The 19156-nt window shown below is 72.0% G+C and carries 19 protein-coding genes; 16 read left to right on the top strand and 3 right to left on the bottom strand.

Translation table 11 applies throughout. The annotated features are described in order from the left end of the window. Positions 1-48: 48 nt before the first annotated feature. The 11 genes from mftA (at position 49) to mftM (ending at position 11133) form a co-directional block, all read left to right on the top strand. A complete protein-coding gene (mftA, locus tag JT1_RS18045; protein ID WP_082807721.1) occupies positions 49-156 on the top strand; it encodes a mycofactocin precursor MftA in 108 nt (35 codons plus the stop codon). Positions 157-178: 22 nt separating this feature from the next. After that, complete coding sequence (gene mftB, locus JT1_RS15885) at positions 179-475, top strand: mycofactocin biosynthesis chaperone MftB (protein WP_068328743.1); 297 nt, start codon at positions 179-181, stop codon at positions 473-475. A gap of 9 nt (positions 476-484) precedes the next feature. Further along, complete coding sequence (gene mftC / locus JT1_RS15880; RefSeq protein WP_068328741.1) at positions 485-1747, top strand: mycofactocin radical SAM maturase; 1263 nt, start codon at positions 485-487, stop codon at positions 1745-1747. A 13-nt stretch (positions 1748-1760) separates the two neighbouring features. Then, complete coding sequence (gene mftD, locus JT1_RS15875; protein ID WP_068328739.1) at positions 1761-3011, top strand: pre-mycofactocin synthase MftD; 1251 nt, start codon at positions 1761-1763, stop codon at positions 3009-3011. A 5-nt stretch (positions 3012-3016) separates the two neighbouring features. Beyond that, complete coding sequence (gene mftE, locus JT1_RS15870) at positions 3017-3730, top strand: mycofactocin biosynthesis peptidyl-dipeptidase MftE (protein ID WP_068328737.1); 714 nt, start codon at positions 3017-3019, stop codon at positions 3728-3730. Continuing rightward, entirely contained in the window at positions 3727-4512 is a 786-nt protein-coding gene (locus tag JT1_RS15865; RefSeq protein WP_068328734.1) for a mycofactocin-coupled SDR family oxidoreductase, read from the top strand. Before mftE ends, JT1_RS15865 begins: the two co-directional genes overlap by 4 nt. Beyond that, positions 4509-5894 carry a mycofactocin biosynthesis glycosyltransferase MftF gene (gene mftF / locus JT1_RS15860; protein WP_068328731.1) on the top strand — a complete coding sequence of 462 codons (1386 nt, stop codon included), beginning with the start codon at positions 4509-4511 and terminating at the stop codon, positions 5892-5894. The genes JT1_RS15865 and mftF overlap by 4 nt, the downstream gene beginning before the upstream one ends. Before the next feature lie 199 nt (positions 5895-6093). Next, positions 6094-7386 (top strand): NDMA-dependent methanol dehydrogenase, encoded by a 1293-nt coding sequence (mdo, locus tag JT1_RS15855; protein WP_068328728.1) that lies wholly within the window; start codon positions 6094-6096, stop codon positions 7384-7386. A gap of 99 nt (positions 7387-7485) precedes the next feature. Continuing rightward, positions 7486-8676: an AAA family ATPase gene (locus tag JT1_RS15850; protein ID WP_068328725.1), complete on the top strand. Its 1191-nt coding sequence runs from the start codon at positions 7486-7488 to the stop codon at positions 8674-8676. 13 nt (positions 8677-8689) lie between these two features. Next, positions 8690-10219: a VWA domain-containing protein gene (locus JT1_RS15845; RefSeq protein ID WP_068328723.1), complete on the top strand. Its 1530-nt coding sequence runs from the start codon at positions 8690-8692 to the stop codon at positions 10217-10219. Beyond that, the gene (gene mftM, locus JT1_RS15840) at positions 10216-11133 is read left to right on the top strand and encodes a mycofactocin oligosaccharide methyltransferase MftM (RefSeq protein ID WP_068328720.1); all 918 of its coding nucleotides are present in this window, start codon (positions 10216-10218) and stop codon (positions 11131-11133) included. Before JT1_RS15845 ends, mftM begins: the two co-directional genes overlap by 4 nt. Positions 11134-11143: 10 nt before the next feature. On the opposite strand, the gene JT1_RS15835 is transcribed toward mftM, so the two are convergent. From JT1_RS15835 to JT1_RS15825, 3 genes are read right to left on the bottom strand one after another with little or no spacing between them, the layout of a single operon-like run. Then, positions 11144-11812, bottom strand: coding sequence for a MadR family response regulator transcription factor (locus JT1_RS15835; protein ID WP_068328717.1), 669 nt, complete (start codon positions 11810-11812; stop codon positions 11144-11146). Then, positions 11809-13209, bottom strand: a complete 1401-nt coding sequence (locus tag JT1_RS15830; protein ID WP_082807720.1) for a MadS family sensor histidine kinase — start codon at positions 13207-13209, stop codon at positions 11809-11811. Before JT1_RS15830 ends, JT1_RS15835 begins: the two co-directional genes overlap by 4 nt. Continuing rightward, a complete protein-coding gene (locus tag JT1_RS15825; RefSeq protein ID WP_068328714.1) occupies positions 13206-14447 on the bottom strand; it encodes an iron-containing alcohol dehydrogenase in 1242 nt (413 codons plus the stop codon). Before JT1_RS15825 ends, JT1_RS15830 begins: the two co-directional genes overlap by 4 nt. Positions 14448-14622: 175 nt before the next feature. Between JT1_RS15825 and exaC the strand changes: the two genes are divergently transcribed. Genes exaC through JT1_RS15800 form a run of 5 tightly spaced genes read left to right on the top strand, consistent with a single transcriptional unit; the run spans position 14623 to position 19038 of the window. Beyond that, positions 14623-16146 (top strand): acetaldehyde dehydrogenase ExaC, encoded by a 1524-nt coding sequence (gene exaC / locus JT1_RS15820; RefSeq protein ID WP_068328711.1) that lies wholly within the window; start codon positions 14623-14625, stop codon positions 16144-16146. 37 nt (positions 16147-16183) lie between these two features. Further along, positions 16184-16558 carry a DUF779 domain-containing protein gene (locus JT1_RS15815; protein ID WP_068328708.1) on the top strand — a complete coding sequence of 125 codons (375 nt, stop codon included), beginning with the start codon at positions 16184-16186 and terminating at the stop codon, positions 16556-16558. Positions 16559-16600: 42 nt separating this feature from the next. Further along, complete coding sequence (gene ilvA, locus JT1_RS15810) at positions 16601-17851, top strand: threonine ammonia-lyase IlvA (RefSeq protein ID WP_068328705.1); 1251 nt, start codon at positions 16601-16603, stop codon at positions 17849-17851. A gap of 52 nt (positions 17852-17903) precedes the next feature. After that, the gene (locus tag JT1_RS15805) at positions 17904-18704 is read left to right on the top strand and encodes a class I SAM-dependent methyltransferase (RefSeq protein WP_068328702.1); all 801 of its coding nucleotides are present in this window, start codon (positions 17904-17906) and stop codon (positions 18702-18704) included. Between the two features lie 52 nt (positions 18705-18756). Continuing rightward, a complete protein-coding gene (locus JT1_RS15800; protein ID WP_068328699.1) occupies positions 18757-19038 on the top strand; it encodes a metal-sensitive transcriptional regulator in 282 nt (93 codons plus the stop codon). Positions 19039-19156: the final 118 nt, after the last annotated feature.

The following is a 19156-nucleotide window of genomic DNA, read 5'->3' as shown; positions in this document are numbered from 1 at the left end:
GTCACTAACTTGGGCCGAACCAGACAGCGACGTCGGAAGGACAACACCATGGCAGACGAGCAGCACGACGGTCTCGAGCAAGACGCTCAGGTCGACGCAGTCGCCGATGACCTCGTGGAAGAGGTCTCCATCGACGGCATGTGCGGCGTCTACTGATCCGCGCCTCGACCAGAGATCGATGATCGCGATGAACGCGGAAACGCCACGGATGCTGATGCGGCCCTGGGAGCTGTCGGCATCCGTGGCGCTTCGCCCCGAACCCTTCGGGGCCCTGGCCTACAACTTCCACAACCGCAAGCTGTCCTTCCTCAAGCGACCGGAGCTCGTCCGCGTCGTGGAGCACCTCGCCGACCACCCGGACGTGCAGAGCACCCTGGTCGCCGAGGGCATCCCGCAGGAGCAGCACGACGGGTACCTGCGTGCGCTGCAGGGTCTTGCCGCCAACGGCATGATCCGCCCACGCACCGACTCCTGAGGAGCCAGCATGACCCTCACCACCGACCGACCCGCGGCCCGGCAGGCACCAGCCCGCCCCGAGGGCGGCACGCTCGTCGAGCAGTTCGAGTTCGGCCTCGACGCCCCGATCTGCCTGACCTGGGAGCTGACCTACGCCTGCAACCTCGAGTGCGCCCACTGCCTCTCCAGCTCGGGTCGGCGAGACCCGCGCGAGTTGAGCACCGAGCAGTGCAAGGCCGTCATCGACGAGTTGCAGCGGATGCAGGTCTTCTACGTCAACATCGGCGGTGGTGAGCCGACGATCCGCCCCGACTTCTGGGAGCTGCTCGAGTACGCGGTCGCCCACGACGTGGGCGTGAAGTTCTCGACGAACGGCGCCCGGATCACCCCCGAGCGCGCGGCCTTCCTCGCCGCGACCGACTACGTCGACGTACAGATCTCCCTCGACGGCGCGACCGCCGAGGTCAACGACTACGTCCGCGGCCCCGGCTCCTACGACATGGCGCTGCGTGCCCTCGACAACCTGCAGGCCGCCGGGTTCGGTGACGCCAAGATCTCCGTCGTCTGCACCCGACAGAACATCAGCCAGCTCGACGACTTCAAGGCCATCGCCGACCGCTACGGCGCCACGCTGCGCCTGACCCGGCTGCGTCCCTCGGGCCGCGGCGCCGACGTGTGGGACGAACTGCACCCGTTGCCGGAGCAGCAGCGGGTGCTCTACGACTGGCTCATGGCTCACGGAGAGGACGTGCTCACCGGCGACTCCTTCTTCCACCTTGCGGCCTTCGGCGAGTCCCTGCCCGGGCTCAACCTCTGCGGCGCCGGCCGCGTCGTCTGCCTCATCGACCCCGTCGGTGACGTCTACGCGTGCCCCTTCGCGATCCACGACCAGTTCCACGCCGGGAACCTGCTCACCGACGGCGGCTTCGGCGGGGTGTGGCGCGACTCCGAGCTCTTCCGCGAGCTGCGCTCCCCTCAGACCGGTGGCGCCTGCTCGAAGTGCGCCCACTTCGACAGCTGCCGCGGCGGCTGCATGGCCGCGAAGTTCTTCACCGGCCTGCCGCTCGACGGCCCCGACCCGGAGTGCGTCCAGGGCTACGGCGAGTCCGCCCTCTCGGGCGAGCGCACCGTGCCCGCCGCCAGCCAGGACCACTCCAAGGCCAACCCCACCCGCAACGAGCCCGTGATGCTCAAGCTCATGCGCCGCCGGCCCGAAGGGGAGACCGCTGCCCCGCCGCGTCCGGTCTCGCCGTGCGCCGAGAGCCCGCTCGCTGGCTTCGACCCTCGATGACGAGGACGAGACGATGAACAAGCCCGAGTGGCTCACCAACCCCTGGAAGCAGAACCCCTGGTTCGAGTCCGTCGCCGTCGCCCAGGAGCGCGCCCGCAAAAAGCTGCCCGCTCCCGTCTACGGCGCACTCGTCGCCGGGTCGGAGCGCGGCCAGAGTCGCGACGACAACCAGAGCGCCTTCGCCGAGATCGGCCTGGCACCGCACGTCGTCGGCCAGCAGCCCGAGCGTGACCAGTCGACGACCGTCTTCGGCCAGCAGATCGGCTCGCCGGTCATCATCAGCCCCACCGGCGTCCAGGCGGTCCACCCCGACGGCGAGGTCGCCGTCGCCCGGGCCGCCGCGGCCCGCGGCACGATCATGGGCCTGTCCAACTTCGCCTCGAAGTCCGTCGAGGAGGTCTGCGACACCGGAGCGACGACCTTCTTCCAGATGTACTGGACCGGCGACCGCGACACGATGATCCAGCGGATGACCCGCGCCCACGAGGCCGGCGCCAAGGGCCTCATCGCCACCCTCGACTGGTCCTTCTCCATCGGCCGTGACTGGGGCAGCCCGGAGATCCCCGAGAAGGTCGACCTCAAGGCGATGATCCGGCTCGCCCCGCAGGTCGCGACGAAGCCTCGCTGGCTCGTCGACTTCGGCCGCCAGTTCATCGACACCGGCAAGCTGCCCGACCTCACCGCGCCCAACCTCACCCCGCCCGGAGGGGAGGCGCCGACCTTCTTCGGTGCCTACTACGAGTGGATGACCACGCCGCCGCCCTCCTGGCAGGACGTCGCGTGGATGCGGGAGCAGTGGTCGCAGATCAGCGGCACCCCCTTCGTCCTCAAGGGTGTCTCCCGCGTCGACGACGCGCTGCGCGCGGTCGACGTCGGCGTCGCCGGCATCTCGGTGTCCAACCACGGCGGCAACAACCTCGACGGTACCCCCGCCGCGATCCGCATGGTCCACCCGATCTCGCAGCGGGTCGGCCACCAGGTCGACGTCGTCATGGACGGCGGCATCCGCCGCGGCTCCGACGTCGTCAAGGCCCTCGCCCTCGGCGCCAAGGCCGTCCTCATCGGCCGGGCCTACCTCTGGGGGCTCGCCGCCAACGGCCAGGCCGGGGTGGAAAACGTCCTCGACCTGCTCAACGGCGGCGTCGACTCCGCGCTGCGCGGCCTCGCCCTCTCCTCCGTCGCCGAGCTGGGCCCCGAGCACCTGCTCGTCCCCGAGGGTTTCCACCGCGAGCTCGGTGTGCCCACGGCCGCGACGACGCGCTGACGGGCATGCCCTCCCCCGACCGGCCGCGCGAGCTGGCCCACCTTGCCTCCGCGGAGGCCGAAGGGGTGGACCTCCTCGTCGTGCCGGTCGGGTCGATCGAGCAGCACGGCCCGCACCTGCCGCTCGACACCGACGCGCTCATCGCCACCGCCGTCGCCCAGGGCGTGGCCGAGCGGCTCACCGCCGCGGGGACGACGGCGTGGGTCGCGCCCGTCGTCGCGCTCGGGTCGAGCGGCGAGCACCAGCACTTCCCCGGGACCATCTCGATCGGCACCGAAGTCCTGCGCCAGGTCGTCGTCGAGCTCGTCCGCTCGGCCCGCACCTGGGCCCCACGGGTGCTGCTCGTCAACGGGCACGGCGGCAACGGCCAGGCGCTGACCGCCGCCGTGGGGCAGCTCGTCGACGAGGGCCACGACGTCGGCTGGGCCGCGTGCGCCACCGAGAGCGTCGACCTGCACGCCGGGCGGACCGAGACCTCGCTGCTGCTCCACCTGCGCCCCGAGACCGTCCGCCTCGACCGCGCCGAACCCGGCGACACCCGGCCCCTCGCCGAGATCCTGCCCACGATGATGGCCGGCGGGGTCATCGCCGTCTCGCCCAACGGCGTGCTCGGCGACCCGACCGGCGCGAGCGCCGCCGAGGGCGCGCTGGTCCTCGCCGCGATGGTCGACGACGTCGTCGCGCAGGCGCTGCAGCCCACCCTGGAACCCTCGTCATGAGCCGGGTCGCCCTCGTCACCGGGGCCGCCCGCGGGATGGGGGCGGCGACCGCCCTTCGTCTCGCGGAGGAGGGCTACGACGTCCTCGCGCTCGACGCGTGCGCCGGCCCCACCGCCCACCCCTACCCGATGCCGACGGTCGACGACCTCGAGTCGGTCGCCGCCGACCCGCGAGCCGGCGGCCGGGTCGTCACCCGGGTCGCCGACGTGCGCGACCCCGCGGCCGTGGCCGACGCGGTCGTCGACGCCGTCGAGCGGTGGGGGCGGCTCGACGCCGCGGTCGCCGCCGCCGGGATCGTCGCCGGAGGCCAACCCCTCTGGGAGACACCGACCGACCAGCTCGACCTGCTCTGGCAGGTCGACGCGCTCGGCGTCTGGCACACCGCGGCCGCCGCCGTCCCCGCGATGCTCGCTGGGCCGGACCCCTCGGGCGGCCGGTTCGTCGCCATCGCCTCCGCGGCCGGAGGGCGCGGCCTCTTCCACCTCGCCGCCTACAACGCCGCCAAGCACGCCGTCGTCGGCATGGTGCGCGGGCTCGCCGCCGACCTCGTCGGCACCGGCATCACCGCCGTCGCCGTGAGCCCCGGCGGCACCGACACCCCGATGCTCGCGGCGACGGCCGCCCTCTACGGCACGACGAGCGAGCACCTCGCCGAGCACCAGCTGCTCCGCCGCCCCCTCGACCCCGACGAGATCGCCGCCACCGTGAGCCTGTGCTGCTCCCCCGCCGGAGCCGCGCTCAACGGCGGCGTCGTCGCCGCCGACGGGGGGTTCAGCGGATGACCACCCGGTTTGCCCCCGGCTACGAGGCCCGGATCCGCCACGACGTGCGGGCCTACGACGACGGCCTGCTCGTCGGCGGCTCCCCGCTGCGGGCCGTGCGCCTGGGCGCCGCCGCCCGCGAGCGCGTCGTCGACGGTCGCCTCGTCGTGCGCGGCCCCGCCGACGAGCCCCTCGTCGCCCGCCTCGTCGACGGCAACCTCGCCGACCCCGTGCTCCACGGCGCCGGCCCCGACCCGTCGGAGATCACCGTCGTCACCCCGATCCGCGACCGGCCCGAGCAGCTCGCGCGAGCCCTCGACTCCCTCGACGGGTTGCGCTGCATCGTCGTCGACGACGCCTCGCACGACCCCGAGGTGGTCGCGCAGGTCGCCGCCGACCACGGCGCGCGGGTCATCTCCCTGCCCGTCAACCTCGGCCCCGCCGGGGCACGCAACGCCGGCGTGCTCGCGGTGGACACTCCCTTCGTCGCGCTCGTCGACTCCGACGTCCAGGCCGATACCGCGATGCTGCGCCGGCTCGCCCGGCACTTCGCCGACGACCAGGTGGCGCTCGTCGGGCCCCTCGTGCGCAGCCGGGCCCGCGCCGACGACCCCGCGTGGTTCGAGCGCTACGACGAGCAGGTCTCCTCGCTCGCCCTCGGACGCCGCGCCTGCTCCGTACGGCCGGGAGCCGCCGTCGGGTGGCTGCCCAGCGCCTGCCTCGTGGCACGCGTCGAGCGGCTGCGCGCCGCCGGCGGCTTCGCCGAGGACATGCGCGTCGGCGAGGACGTCGACCTCGTCTGGCGGCTCGTCGACGCCGGGCAGACCGTGCGCTACGACCCCGACGAGATCGCCTGGCACGACACCCGTGCCACCGTCGGCGGCTGGCTCGGCCGCAAGTTCCTCTACGGCACCGGCGGCGCCGGGCTCGCCGCGCGCCACGGGCGCAAGGGCGCCCCCGCCGTCATGTCCGCGACGATGGCCGTCGCCGCCGCCGCGGTGCTCGCGCGTCGCCGCTGGTCGCTGCCCGTCGCCGGCCTCGGCCTGCTCTGGGGCGTGCGCTCGCTCGACCGGCGGCTGCCCGAGGGACCGCAGCGGCGCGAGCTGGCCGTGCGCCTCGGCGCCCAGGGCCTGGGCTGGGCCGTCCGGCAGGAGACCGCGCTGCTGCTGCGCCACTGGTGGCCGCTCGCCGCAGTCGCCGCGACCCGAAGCAGCACCGTGCGGCGCGCCCTCGTCACCTCACTACTCGTCGACGTCGTCGTCGCCCGGACCGACCACCCCGAGGCGACCTACGCCCCGATCAGCCGCCGCCTCGACGACCTCGCCTACGGCGCCGGCCTCTGGGTCGGCGCCGCGCGAGCACGCTCCTTCGGAGCCCTCCTGCCCCGCCGTCCCGGCGGCTGACGGCGGCCCTCCCTGCGCCCCACGCGCCGAGCCGGCACCGCGGGGCGATGGCCCACGTCCGGACGCTCTCGGGGGCCCTGCCCGATCGGACAGGTGGGCACCTGCCTCGGGGGTGGGGATCTGGACTCTGGACTGTCCGGCCAGTGCGCCGCCGCCCTAGGTTCCGAGAGCAACCCACCCCGGTCAAAGGAGACCCGCCATGCAGGTTGATGATCTGCTCAAGCCATTCCCGATCAAGGAGTTCCACCCCTTCCCGCGCGCCATGATGGGCCCCGGCGCCTGGGAGATGATCGGTCCGGAGGCCCTCAAGCTCGGCTTCCGCAAGACGCTCGTCATGACGACCGGCTTGCGCGGCACGGACATCGTCAAGAACATCGTCGAGTCGATGAGGTACCACGGCCTCGAGGTCGTCGTCTACGACAAGGTCGAGTCCAACCCCAAGGACTACAACGTCATGGACTCCGTGGCGCTCTATCAGGAGAACTCCTGCGACTCCTTCGTCTCCATCGGCGGCGGCTCCGCGCACGACGCCTGTAAGGGCGCGCGCATCTCCGTCGCGCACGACGGTCGCAATGTCAACGAGTTCGAGGGCTTCAACATGTCCGAGAACCCGAAGAACCCGCCGCACATCGCGGTCTCCACCACGGCCGGCACCGGCTCTGAGACCTCGTGGGCCTACGTCATCACCGACACGACGACCGATCCGGACAACCCGCACAAGTACGTCGCCTTCGACGACGCGTCCGTCGCCAGCCTCGCCGTCGACGACCCGGTGCTCTACTACGACTGCCCGGTCGACTACACCGCACAGTGTGGCTTCGACGTCCTCGCGCACGCCTCCGAGCCCTACGTCTCGCGGCTGAACTTCGAGCCCTCGCTCGGCAACGCGATCCGCGCCATCAAGCTCACCTCCGAGAACCTGCGCGAGGCGGTCTGGAACGGTCAGGACCTCAAGGGCCGCGAGGGCATGATGTACGCCCAGTACATCGCCGCCCAGGCCTTCAACTCCGGTGGCCTCGGCATCATCCACTCGATCAGCCACGCGGTGAGCGCCTTCTACGACACGCACCACGGGCTCAACAACGCCATCGCCCTGCCGCGCGTGTGGGCCTTCAACATGCCCGCCTGCTACGGCCGCTTCGCCGACATCGCGGAGGCCATGGGCATCGACACCCACGGCATGACCAAGGTGCAGGCCGCCGACGCCGCGCTCGAGGCGTCGATCCGGCTGCTGCGCGACGTGGGCATCCCCGAGCGCTTCGTCGACGTCACCCAGGACAGCTACTCCAAGAACCGCCTGGGCACCGGGCCGACGGAGTACTACAAGAACTCCCCGGAGATCAAGGGTGACGCCGCGGACGTCGACCGCATCACCAACCACGTCCTCGGCGACGCCTGCACCCCGGGCAACGCCAAGGAGTGCACCTTCGAGACCGTGCGCCCCGTCGTCGAGCACTGCATGACCGGTGACCTCGACGACCTCATCAGCTGACGCACCTCACCAAGCCGCGGCGGTCCCCCTTCGTCCCCACCGGGTAGGAGGACGAAGGGGGACCGCCGCACCCCCGGACGAACCACCGACAGGAGCGCCATGTCCACCACCACGACGGACGCCGTGCCCGCCCTCGCGAGCGTCGAGGACACCATCGAGAAGTTCCGCGAGCACGGGTACCTCGCCGACCGCAAGCTCGCGACCACCGTCTTCCTCCAGACCCGCCTGGAGAAGCCGGTCCTCCTCGAGGGGCCGGCCGGCGTGGGCAAGACGCAGCTGGCCCAGAGCCTCGCCGAGGTGACCGGACGCCGCCTCATCCGCCTGCAGTGCTACGAGGGCCAGGACGAGTCGAAGGCCCTCTACGAGTGGGACTACGGCAAGCAGCTGCTCTACACGCAGATCCTGCGGGAGAAGATCGGGCAGGTCGTCTCCGACGCCGCCGACCTCACCGAGGCCGTCGACCAGATCTCGGCGCACGACAGCATCTTCTTCTCCGAGCGCTTCCTCGCCGCCCGCCCGCTCCTCGAGGCGATCACGAGCGAGGAGCCCGTCGTGCTGCTCATCGACGAGGTCGACCGCGCCGACGAGGCCCTCGAGGCGGTCCTGCTCGAGCTGCTCTCCGAGTTCCAGATCTCCATCCCCGAGATCGGGACGATCGAGGCGACGCACCTGCCGCTCGTCGTGCTGACCTCCAACAACACCCGCGACCTGTCGGCCGCGCTCAAGCGCCGCTGCCTGCACCTCTTCCTCGACTACCCGAGCCCCGAGCGCGAGCTGGACATCCTGCGCTCCAAGGAGACCGGGCTGCAGGACGCGCTCGCCGCGCGCCTCGTCGAGATCGTCCGCGGCCTGCGCGAGCTCGAGCTGCGCAAGGCGCCGAGCATCTCCGAGACCATCGACTGGGCGCGCACGCTCGCCGTCCTCGGGGTCGACGAGCTCGACGCGACCCTGCTGTCGGACACGCTGAGCGTCGTCGTCAAGTACGACCGCGACCTGCGCCGTGCCGGCGAGGCGCTGCCCAAGCTCGTCGACCCCAATGCCGTCGTCCCCGAGGGGCACGACCACGGGCACGGGCACGACCACACGCACGACCACCCTCATCCCCACGGCTCCGACCACGGGGACGACGACGTCGACGGGCGCGAGGCCCGCAAGGCGAAGGACGCCCCCGGCCGCCACGACACCGACTACTACGGAGCACCCGGGGGTCTCGGGACCTCCCGCAAGGTGACACCGGGTCAGGGCGACCGCTCCTTCGCCGGTCGGGGCGCGCGCAAGCGCCCCCTGTGAGGAGGGAGCGACGATGGAGACCACCCTCCACCGCTTCGTGCGGATCCTGCGGCTGCGCGGTGTCCCGGCGAGCGTCGCCGAGGCCATCGACGGGCTGAAAGCCGCCGCGCAGCCGGGCGTCCTGGAGGACCGCGAGGTCCTCCGGGCCGCCCTCGCGGTCAGCCTCATCAAGGACCGCCGGGACATGCCGGTCTTCGACGAGACCTTCGACCGCTTCTTCTCGCTGCGGCCGGTGCTCACCCAGGACCCCGAGCACGGGCACAGCCACGACGACCTCTCCGACGACGGCGAGCTCACCGAGTTCTCCCTGTCAGAGGAGCCGGGCGACATGCCTCAGGACGGTCACTCGCACGGCAAGCCGGTCGACCTGCACGACTTCTTCCGGCCCGAGGACATGGCGCAGCAGTACAACCTGCACCAGGAGGCCAACCGCCTCGACATGGCCAACCTCACCGACGAGATCGTCCTGTCCGACGGGACCCAGGCCGGTCCCGACGAGGCCGCGCGCGTGCAGATCTCCACCTCGCGGCTGCACAACCCCGGGGCACCGGGCGACCTCGCCCGCCGACCGGGCATGCAGGTCGACGCCGAGCTGAGCGTCGCGCAGGAGATGGCCCTGCTCGCGTGGCTCGACGAGTCCTCCGACCTGCCCGAGGGCGACGAGGACGAGGGACCGGAGATGGCGGCGCTGCGCGAGGCGCTGCAGCCCTTCCTCGACGCGCTGCCCGAGCGGCTCAAGGGGTTCCTCGAGGAGCTCATGGCCCGCGAGGCCGAGCTGGAGATGCGCGAGATCGAGGCGGCCCAGGCCGAGACCGTCGACGAGGCCGACCGGGCCGCGCTCGAGGACTCGATCCGCCGGCTGCTGCGCTCGCTGCACGGCGCGCCCCGCCCCCGGCGGCACACCGCGGCCCGCGGGACGATCGACGGCCGGCTGACGATGCGCCGCAACATGCGCTACGACGGCGTGCCCTTCCGCCCCGTCACGGTGAGCAAGGTCGAGGACCGGCCGCGGCTGCTCGTGCTGTGCGACGTCTCGCTGTCGGTGCGGCAGACCTCGCGCTTCATGCTCCACCTCGTCCACTCGCTGCAGTCCGTCGCGGCCAAGGTGCGCTCCTTCGCCTTCGTCCAGGACTGCGTCGAGATCACCGACCTCTTCGCCGACCACCCCGTCGAGGAGGCGCTGTCGCTCGTCATGTCCGGCCTGCCCGCGGGTGGGGTGCTCGACGTCGACGCCGACTCCGACTTCGGGTCCGCCTTCGAGGTCTTCCTCGAGCAGTACGGCGGCGCGCTCAACCGGCGCACGACGGTCATCGTCCTCGGCGACGGGCGCAACAACGGCAACGACCCGCGGATCGAGGTCTTCGAGGAGATCGCCCGGCGGGTGCGCTCGGTCATCTGGCTCACGCCCGAGCCGCGCTACTCGTGGGGCCTCGGCAGCTGCGACCTGCCCCTCTACGCCGAGTCGTGCGACCGCGTGCAGGTGGTGCGCAGCCTCGGCGGGCTCGAGCGCGTGTCCGCCGCGACCGTGGGGGCGGGGACGTGATCCCCGTCGTCGCGAGCGCCGAGCCGCGGCCCATCGACCCGCTCGCCCCCGGGCGGCCCGCCTACGTCGACGACCTCGTCCGGGTCGTGCGCACCGACGGCGAGCTGCCGCGGCGCACCCTGCGGACCGTGCGGACCGAGCACTTCGACATCAGCCACGAAGGGGGCCGGGTCGCCATCGCGCACCGCGTCCCCCTCGAGGAGGTGCACGCCGGTCTCGCGGAGCTGCTCTCCCGGGAGATCTTCGGCCCCGGGTGGCTGCGCGGCGCCGACGTCTTCGAGCGGATCATGACGGGCATCGTCCTGACGTCCGCCGACGACCCGCTGAGCGCGTGGGAGCACTTCTACCGCACGAGCCTGCGCACGATCGAGGCCGCGACCGACCTCGCCGACTCGCCCTCCGCGGGGATGCACGGCGCGGTCGCCGGGTACGCCCCCGTCTACGCGCGCGCCGAGGAGGTGCTCGTCGGCGACTCGGTCGTCGAGCTGGGCTCGTGCTTCGGGTTCTTCTCCCTGCGCCAGGCCGGGACCCGCGAGGTGACGGCCATCGACGTCTCCGCAGGGTCGATCCGCCTGCTCGAGCAGGTCTCGGCGCAACTCGGCACGCCGGTGGAGGCGCTCACCGCGGACGCCGCCCACGTGCCGCTGCCCGACGGGTGCGCCGACACCGTCGTCGCGCTCCACCTGCTCGAGCACCTCGAGCCGCAGCACGGCTGGCGGGTCGTCACCGAGGCGGTCCGCCTCGCCCGCCGCCGCGTCGTCATCGCCGTTCCCTACGAGGACGAGCCCGAGGAGCTGTGGGGTCACGTGCGCACCCTCACCCGCGAGGACCTGGCCGCCTACGGCCTGCGCACCGGCCTCCCCTTCGCCGTCGAGGAGCACCACGGGGGCTGGCTCGTGCTCGACCTCGCCTGAGCGAAGGGGGTCAGAGCAGGCCGGCCTTGGAGGCCGCGTACACGGCCTCGGCCCGGCGCGAGACGCCGAGCTTGCGCAGGATGTTGCCGACGTGGAACTTCGCGGTCGTCTCGGAGATGAAGAGCTCGGCGCCGATCTTGCTGTTGGACAGGCCCGACGCGAGCAGCCGCAGGACCTCGAGCTCGCGGCTCGTCAGCTCCTTGGGCTGCTCCTCCTCCGCCCCGTGCAGCCCGCGGACCATCGCGGCCGCCGACCGGGCATCGAAGGCGCTGCCCCCGCGGCTCACGTCACGGATCGCCCGGACGAGGCCCGAGGTGTCGACGTCCTTGACGACGTAGCCACGCGCGCCGGCCCGGATCGCCCGCAGCACGAGCCGCTCGTCGAGGAAGGTCGTCAGCACGAGCACCGCGATGTCGGGGTGGAGCGTCGTGAGCTCCTCGCACAGGGCGATGCCCTCGCTGTCGGAGGAGGTCGAGAGCTTGAGGTCGAGGCAGACCATCTGCGGGGAGAGCTCGGCCACGAGCTCCTTGGCCCGGGCCGCGTCCTCGGCCTCGCCGACGACCCGGATGCCCTCCTCGCGCTGGAGCACCGAGCGCAGGCCCTGGCGCACGATGGCGTGGTCGTCGACGAGGAGCAGCCGGATCTCGTCCTCGTCGGTGGTGCTCGTCGCTGTCGTCATGCTCGTCCCCTCTCACCGGTCCGGTCACCCTGCGCGAGCTGCTCGATGAGGCTGTGCCGCTCGCCGTCCGACGGGACGGGCACCCGGATCTCGACCCGCACTCCCCCGATGCGGGCGCGGCGGAACCGCACCCGCCCGCCGAGGTCGGCCACCCGCGCCTCGATGTTGGCCAGGCCGCGGTGGCTGCCGTCGGTGCTGCGACGCTCGACGCGCAGCAGCCGCCCGAGCACGACCGGGTCGCCGCAGCCGTCGTCGGCCACCGACGCGACGACCTCGTCGGGCCGGTAGTGCAGGCGCACCACCGCCCGCGTCGCCTGCGCGTGGAGCGCGACGTTGAACATCGCCTCGCCGACCGCCCGGGCGATGTCGTGCTCGGCGTCGGCGCCCAGCGGCTCGGCCTCGCCCGCGACGCGGACCTTGACCTGCAGGTGGCTGCGGTGGTGCTCGGCGACCTCGCGGACGAGGTCGGGCAGCGAGGCGAGGGTCTCGCCCTGGGAGCGGCTCAGCGCGTAGATCGCCCGGCGCAGCTGGCTCACGGCCTGCTGGGTGAGGTCCTTGGCGGTGACGAGCTGCTCGTGCATCGGGTCGGCGGTCCCCGACCGTGCCTCGACCTCGCCCCGCGCGATCTCGACCGCCATGCCGGCCGAGAGGACGTACTGCGTCACCGAGTCGTGCAGCTCGCGGGCGATCCGGCCGCGCTCGGTGTCGATGAGCTCGCGCTGCCGGGCCAGCTCGAGCCTCTTTTCGAGGCGGTGCAGCTCGTGGGTGCGCTGTTCGAGGTCGCGGGCCTGCGCCTGCACCTCGTCGTAGAGGCTCTGCGCCCGGCGGTGCTGGCGCTGGCCCTCGAGATACTGCTCCGACGTGTGCAGCGAGACGGCGGCCTGGTTGGCGAGGATCCGCAGCACCGCGAGGTCGCCGGGCTCGGGGTCCGCGGCCAGGCCGTGCAGCCCGGCGAGCGCGCCGACGGGGGTCCCGGCGAGCACGACCGGCACCCGCACCCACGGCCCCTCGTCGGCCGTGCGCACCGCGAGACCCGCACGGATCGCGCCCAGCTCGCGGCGCACCATCGGCGGCAGTTGCTCCTCGTCGTCGACGGGGGTGGTCTCCCCCTTCGCCAGGGCGAGGACGCGGGGCCGGGCCCCGATGAGCCGGCCGTCGGCGATCGCGAGGATCATCCACTGCGCCTCGAGGTGGGACGCCGCCGCGCGCACGACCTCTTCGAGGAGTCCTCGCGGACCCTCGTGGGTGCGCACGAGCGCCCGGGAGATCGAGTCCATCGCCCGCACGGCCCGCTGGGTGCGCTCGTCGGAGCGGACGTAGGCGCGGTAGTAGGACCCCTTGCCCGAGCGGACACCGGTGAGCGCCTCGAGGTCGTGGGCCGACCGCGGGGTGCTCACAGCGCGCCCCGGAAGAGCGCCCGGATGTCGTCCTGGTCGGCCGCCCGCGGGTTGGTCGTCAGGCAGGCGTCCTCCAGGGTGGTCGCCGAGAGGGAGTCGAGGTCCTCCTCCCGCACGCCGAGGTCGCGCAGGCCCCGCGGGACGCCGACGTCGTCGGCCAGCCGGCGCACGTGGTCGGCGAGCAGCTCGGCGGCCTCGTCGCCCGGCACGTCGCCGACGGTCAGCCCGGCCGAGCGCGCCAGCCCGACGAAGCGGTCGGGCGCCGCACGGGCGTTGTAGCGGATGACGTGCGGCAGCAGCACGCCGTTGATCACCCCGTGGGGTGCGTCGAGGAGGCCGCCGACCTGGTGGCTCATCGCGTGCGTCGCGCCGAGGATCGCGTTGGTGAAGGCCATGCCGGCCTGCAGGCTCGCCTGCGCCATCTTGCCCCGCGGCCCGAGGTCGAAGGGGTGGTCCATCGTCTCGCGCAGGTGGCCGCAGACGAGCCCCACGGCGCTCAGCGCCTGACCGTCGGCGATCGGGTTGTGCGCCCGGGAGACGTACGACTCGACGGCATGGGTCAGCGCGTCGAGACCGGTCGCGGCGTTGAGGTCCTCGGGCATCGTCGTGAGCAGCCGCGGGTCGGTGATCGAGATGTCCGGGACGAGGGCGCGGCCCATGATCGTCAGCTTCACCCGGCGGTCGGTGTCGGTGACGATGCAGAACTGCGAGACGTCGGCGCCCGTGCCCGAGGTGCTCGGGATGATGAGCACCGGCGGGATCGGCGCGTCGACCTTGTCGATACCCGCATAGTCGCGGATGTCGCCGCCGTTGCCCGCAAGGACCGCGACCCCCTTCGCCGCGTCGGCACAGGAACCCCCTCCGATGGCGACGATGACGTCACCACCCACCTCGAGGTAGCGCTCGTAGGCGGCGGCGATCTCGTGGTCCTTGGGGTTGGGAGTCACCGAGGTCCACACCGTCGGCTGGAGACCCTCGGCCCGGAGGAGCAGGACGAGCTCGTCGACCCAGCCCGCCTCGACGATGCCCGGGTCCGAGACGACGAATGGACGCTGCGCGCCCAATCGCGCTGCGGCACGGCCGGATTCGTCGAGCGAGCCGGGGCCGAAGAGGATCTCCGGGGCGTGGAACTTCAGGAGGAAGGGGCCGTCGGACGGACCGGTCACCTCGGACGCGGACTCCGGGTCCGCGTGTCGGTGTCGGCTCGTCGTCGTCGACGTGATCCCTCCCGGTCTCATCCGGTCACCGTAGCCCCACGTCGGGGTGCACGGTAGGTCGACGGAGCAGACCTACCCGATCGGGTAGGTGGGTGCGCACGCGACCAACCTTCGACCAACCTCCCCCGTCCTACGGTCGGCCCAGGACGACGGCGCGACGGAGCGTCGTCGGTTGACTCTCAGGAGGCAGACAGACATGGCCGTCTACAGCCAGCCGGGCAGCTCGGACTCGACCATCGAGGTCAAGGCGCAGTACGACAACTTCATCGGTGGCGAGTGGGTCGCCCCGGTGAACGGAGAATACTTCGACAACATCACGCCGGTGACCGGGCAGGTCTTCACCCGCGTCGCACGCAGCACCGCCGAGGACGTCGACAAGGCCCTCGACGCGGCCCACGCCGCCAAGGACGCCTGGGGCCGCACCTCGATCACCGAGCGGTCCAATATCCTGCTCAAGATCGCCGACACCATCGAGGCCAACCTCGAGGACATCGCGGTCATCGAGACCTGGGACAACGGCAAGGCCGTGCGCGAGACGCTGGCCGCGGACATCCCGCTGGCAGTTGACCACTTCCGCTACTTCGCCGGGGCCATCCGCGCCCAGGAGAGCGGCAACACCGAGATCGACAACGACACCATCGCGTACCACTTCCACGAGCCGCTCGGCGTCGTCGGGCAAATCATCCCGTGGAACTTCCCGATCCTCATGGGCGTCTGGAAGCTCGCGCCCGCTCTGGCCGCCGGCAACTGCATCGTCCTGAAGCCGGCCGAGCAGACCCCGTGGTCGATCCTCAAGGTCATGGAGCTCATCGGCCACCTGCTGCCCGCCGGCGTCCTCAATGTCGTCAACGGCTTCGGCCTCGAGGCCGGCAAGCCGCTCGCGTCGAGCCCGCGCATCGCCAAGATCGCCTTCACCGGTGAGACGACGACCGGCCGGCTGATCATGCAGTACGCCAGCCAGAACATCATCCCCGTCACGCTCGAGCTCGGTGGTAAGTCGCCGAATGTCTTCTTCGACGACGTGGCCGCCCAGGACGACGCCTTCTACGACAAGGCACTCGAAGGCTTCTCGATGTTTGCGCTCAACCAGGGCGAGATCTGCACGTGCCCGTCGCGGGCGCTGGTCCAGAAGGGTATGTACGAGAAGTTCGTCCCCGACGCCATCAAGCGGGTCGAGGCCATCGTCCAGGGCAACCCCCTCGACACCGAGACGATGATGGGCGCCCAGGCGAGCAATGACCAGTTCGAGAAGATCAAGAGCTACCTCGACATCGGCCGCGAGGAGGGCGCCAAGGTGCTCACCGGCGGTGAGGTGGTCGACCTCGGCGGTGACCTCTCGGGCGGGTACTACATCGCCCCGACGGTCTTCGAGGGCACCAACAAGATGCGCATCTTCCAGGAGGAGATCTTCGGCCCGGTCGTCTCGCTGACCTCCTTCACTGACGAGGAGGAAGCCCTGTCGATCGCCAACGACTCGCTCTACGGCCTCGGCGCGGGCGTCTGGTCGCGCAGTGCCCACACCACCTACCGCATGGGCCGGGGCATCCAGGCCGGCCGGGTCTGGACCAACTGCTACCACCAGTACCCCGCGGGTGCTGCCTTCGGTGGCTACAAGGCGTCCGGCATCGGACGTGAGAACCACAAGATGATGCTCGATCACTACCAGCAGACCAAGAACCTGCTGGTGAGCTACGACCAGAACAAGCTCGGCTTCTTCTGATCGAGCCCGATCACCGACACGAAGGGAGTTCCCCGCCATGGGTACACGCGTCGACCTCACTGACGAGGCAGCAACAATGCTCGCGACGCTGGAGCGGCGGCACGGACCGCTGATGTTCCACCAGAGCGGCGGCTGCTGCGACGGGTCATCGCCGATGTGTTACCCGGCGGGGGACTTCATCACGAGCGAGGCCGACATCAACCTCGGCACGCTCACCGGCGAGGGCTTCACACCGATCGAGTTCTGGATGAGCGTGTCACAGTACGAGTACTGGAAGCACACCCACCTCACGGTCGACGTCGTCCCGGGGCGCGGTTCCGGCTTCTCGGTCGAGGCACCCGAGGGCGTGCGCTTCCTCATCCGGTCGCGCCTGATGACCGAGGACGAGCTGCGGGAGTTCGACCTCCTCTGAGCGGGGTGGGGGCGGCGGAGCGAGCAGGTCTACCGTGGGGTCGTGACCGCTCCCCTCCTCACCGCAGCCGCCGTCGACGAGGCGGCAGCCCTGCTCGCCGATGTCCTGCCGCCGACCCCGCTGCACCGCAGCGAGCGCCTGTCGACCGCGACCGGCGCCGACGTCTGGCTCAAGCGCGAGGACCTGCAGCCGGTGCGGTCGTACAAGGTGCGCGGGGCCTACACCTTCATCGCCCACCTCTCCGACGAGCAGCGGGCGAAGGGGGTCGTCGCCGCCTCCGCGGGCAACCACGCGCAGGGTGTCGCGCTCGCCGGTCGCCGGCTCGGCGTACGTGCCCGGATCTACCTGCCGCGCAACACCCCCCGGCAGAAGCGGGAGCGGGTCGCTGCGCTCGGTGGCGACCTGGTCGAGGTCATCGTCACCGGCGAGGTCTACGACGACGCGGCGGCTGCGGCGGCCGCGGATGCGGCACGCAGCGGCGCGGTCATGGTGCCGGCCTTCGACGCCCTCGACACGATGGCCGGGCAGGGGTCGGTCGCGGTCGAGATCGTCCGGCAGCTCGGCCGCACCCCCGACCTCGTCACCGTGCCCGTCGGCGGCGGCGGGCTCCTCGGCGGCATGGCCACGTGGCTCGCCGCCAACTCGTCCACGACCCGCCTCGTCGGGGTGGAGCCGGAGGGGGCGGCCTCGATGGCCGCGGCCCTCGCCGCGGGCCGGCCGGTCGAGCTCGAGGAGGTCTCCCCCTTCGTCGACGGGGCCGCGGTCCGGCGCGCCGGCGACCTCACCCACGCGGCCGTCGCCGCGACCGGCACCCACCTCACGTCGGTCTCCGAGGGGGCGCTGTGCGTGGAGATGCTCGCGATGTACCAGTCCGACGGGATCATCGCCGAGCCCGCGGGTGCCCTGGCGACGGCGGTCCTGCCGGACCTGCGGATCGAGCCGGGCGCCACCGTCGTCGCCGTCGTCTCCGGCGGCAACAACGACGTCTCGCGGTACGCGGAGATCGTCGAGAAGGCGCTCATCCACGAGGGTCGCAAGCACTACTTCCTCGTCGACTTCCCCCAGGAGCCGGGCGCGCTGCGACGCTTCCTCGACGAGGTGCTCGGGCCCGACGACGACATCGCGTACTTCGAGTACGTCAAGCGGAGCAACCGGGAGACCGGCCCGGCGCTCGTCGGCCTCGAGCTCGGTCACGCCGACGACCTGCTCCCCCTGCTCGCCCGCATGGACGCCTCGCCGCTGACGATGGAGCGGGTCGACCCCTCGAGCCCGCTCTTCCGGTTCATCGGCTGACGGACCCGCCGAGGGGCTGTCCATCGGGGCCGGGCCGGCGCATACTCGAGGGGTGCCCTCCGACCTCGGGTTCGCCGGCTCCGTGCCGTACGTCTACGACACCCTCCTGGTGCCGCTGATGTTCCTCGACTACGCCGAGGACGTGGCGCTCGCGGTCGCCGCCACCGCTCCCGACGAGGTCCTCGAGACCGCGGCCGGCACCGGTGTCGTGACCCGGGCACTGCACCGGGCCCTCCCCTCCGCCCGGATCACCGCGACCGACCTCAGCCCGGCCATGCTGGACCGCGCGGCCCACCATCTCCCGGCCTCCGAGTCCGTGACCTGGGCACCCGCCGACGCGCACGACCTCCCCTTCGACGACGACTCCTTCGACGCGTTGGTGTGCCAGTTCGGGGTGATGTTCCTCGACCGCCCCCGCGCCCACGCCGAGGCCCGGCGCGTCCTTCGGCCCGGAGGACGGCTCGTCCTCGCCGCATGGGGACGCCTCGAGGACAACGAGGCCGCGCTCGGCGTGCAGGAGGCCCTCGAGGCCCTCCTCCCGGACGACCCACCCCTCTTCCTGCGGCGGGTCCCCTTCGGCTACACCGACGTGGGCGTCATCCGGGCCGAGCTCGAGGACGCAGGCCTCACCGACGTGGACGTCCGCGTGGTCGCCCACCGCAACCGGCCCGCGTCCGCCCACGACATCGCCCTCGCGCACTGCCAGGGCACGCCAGTCGCCAACATCCTCGCCGAGCTGCAGCTCGACGCCGAGCAGGTCACCGAGGACATGGCGCGGCTGCTCCGCGAGCGGTGGGGTGACGAGCCGGTCAGTGGCCCCATCACCGCGCACCTCGTCACGGCGACGGCCTGAAATACCCTGCCGGGGTATGGTGTTGACCTCTGGAGACCATCAGGAGGACGACATGGCCGGCTACAGCGGCAGCAAGGACGACTACCTCAAGCGGTTGCGCCGCGTGGAGGGCCAGATCCGCGGCATCTCGCGGATGGTCGAGGAGGACACCTACTGCATCGACATCCTGACCCAGGTGGCCGCCGCGACCAAGGCCCTGCAGGCCGTGAGCCTCGGGCTGCTGGAGGACCACGTCGGCCACTGCGTCGTCGATGCCGCCCGCGAGTCCGACGAGGCCGCGGCCGCCAAGGTCGCCGAGGCCAGCGCGGCGATCGCCCGGCTCGTCCGCTCCTGAGTCGACCGGTCGTCGTCAGCCCCCCGATCGAGGTACAAGGGGTCGATGGGCCAGCGACCGGATAAGCGGTCGCGAATACCTCGATCCGGGCAGACGGCACCGGCGACGCGCCACCCCG

This window comes from Janibacter terrae NBRC 107853 (assembly GCF_001591405.1).
Classification (GTDB): domain Bacteria; phylum Actinomycetota; class Actinomycetes; order Actinomycetales; family Dermatophilaceae; genus Janibacter; species Janibacter terrae.
This window is presented reverse-complemented; position numbering and strand designations above follow the sequence as displayed.

Coding starts and splice junctions, on each gene's coding strand:
- mftA (WP_082807721.1), top strand. CDS start 49: ATGGCAGACGAGCAGCACGACGGTCTCGAGCAAGACGCTCAGGTCGAC.
- mftB (WP_068328743.1), top strand. CDS start 179: ATGATCGCGATGAACGCGGAAACGCCACGGATGCTGATGCGGCCCTGG.
- mftC (WP_068328741.1), top strand. CDS start 485: ATGACCCTCACCACCGACCGACCCGCGGCCCGGCAGGCACCAGCCCGC.
- mftD (WP_068328739.1), top strand. CDS start 1,761: ATGAACAAGCCCGAGTGGCTCACCAACCCCTGGAAGCAGAACCCCTGG.
- mftE (WP_068328737.1), top strand. CDS start 3,017: ATGCCCTCCCCCGACCGGCCGCGCGAGCTGGCCCACCTTGCCTCCGCG.
- JT1_RS15865 (WP_068328734.1), top strand. CDS start 3,727: ATGAGCCGGGTCGCCCTCGTCACCGGGGCCGCCCGCGGGATGGGGGCG.
- mftF (WP_068328731.1), top strand. CDS start 4,509: ATGACCACCCGGTTTGCCCCCGGCTACGAGGCCCGGATCCGCCACGAC.
- mdo (WP_068328728.1), top strand. CDS start 6,094: ATGCAGGTTGATGATCTGCTCAAGCCATTCCCGATCAAGGAGTTCCAC.
- JT1_RS15850 (WP_068328725.1), top strand. CDS start 7,486: ATGTCCACCACCACGACGGACGCCGTGCCCGCCCTCGCGAGCGTCGAG.
- JT1_RS15845 (WP_068328723.1), top strand. CDS start 8,690: ATGGAGACCACCCTCCACCGCTTCGTGCGGATCCTGCGGCTGCGCGGT.
- JT1_RS15835 (WP_068328717.1), bottom strand. CDS start 11,812: ATGACGACAGCGACGAGCACCACCGACGAGGACGAGATCCGGCTGCTC.
- JT1_RS15825 (WP_068328714.1), bottom strand. CDS start 14,447: ATGAGACCGGGAGGGATCACGTCGACGACGACGAGCCGACACCGACAC.
- exaC (WP_068328711.1), top strand. CDS start 14,623: ATGGCCGTCTACAGCCAGCCGGGCAGCTCGGACTCGACCATCGAGGTC.
- JT1_RS15815 (WP_068328708.1), top strand. CDS start 16,184: ATGGGTACACGCGTCGACCTCACTGACGAGGCAGCAACAATGCTCGCG.
- JT1_RS15800 (WP_068328699.1), top strand. CDS start 18,757: ATGGCCGGCTACAGCGGCAGCAAGGACGACTACCTCAAGCGGTTGCGC.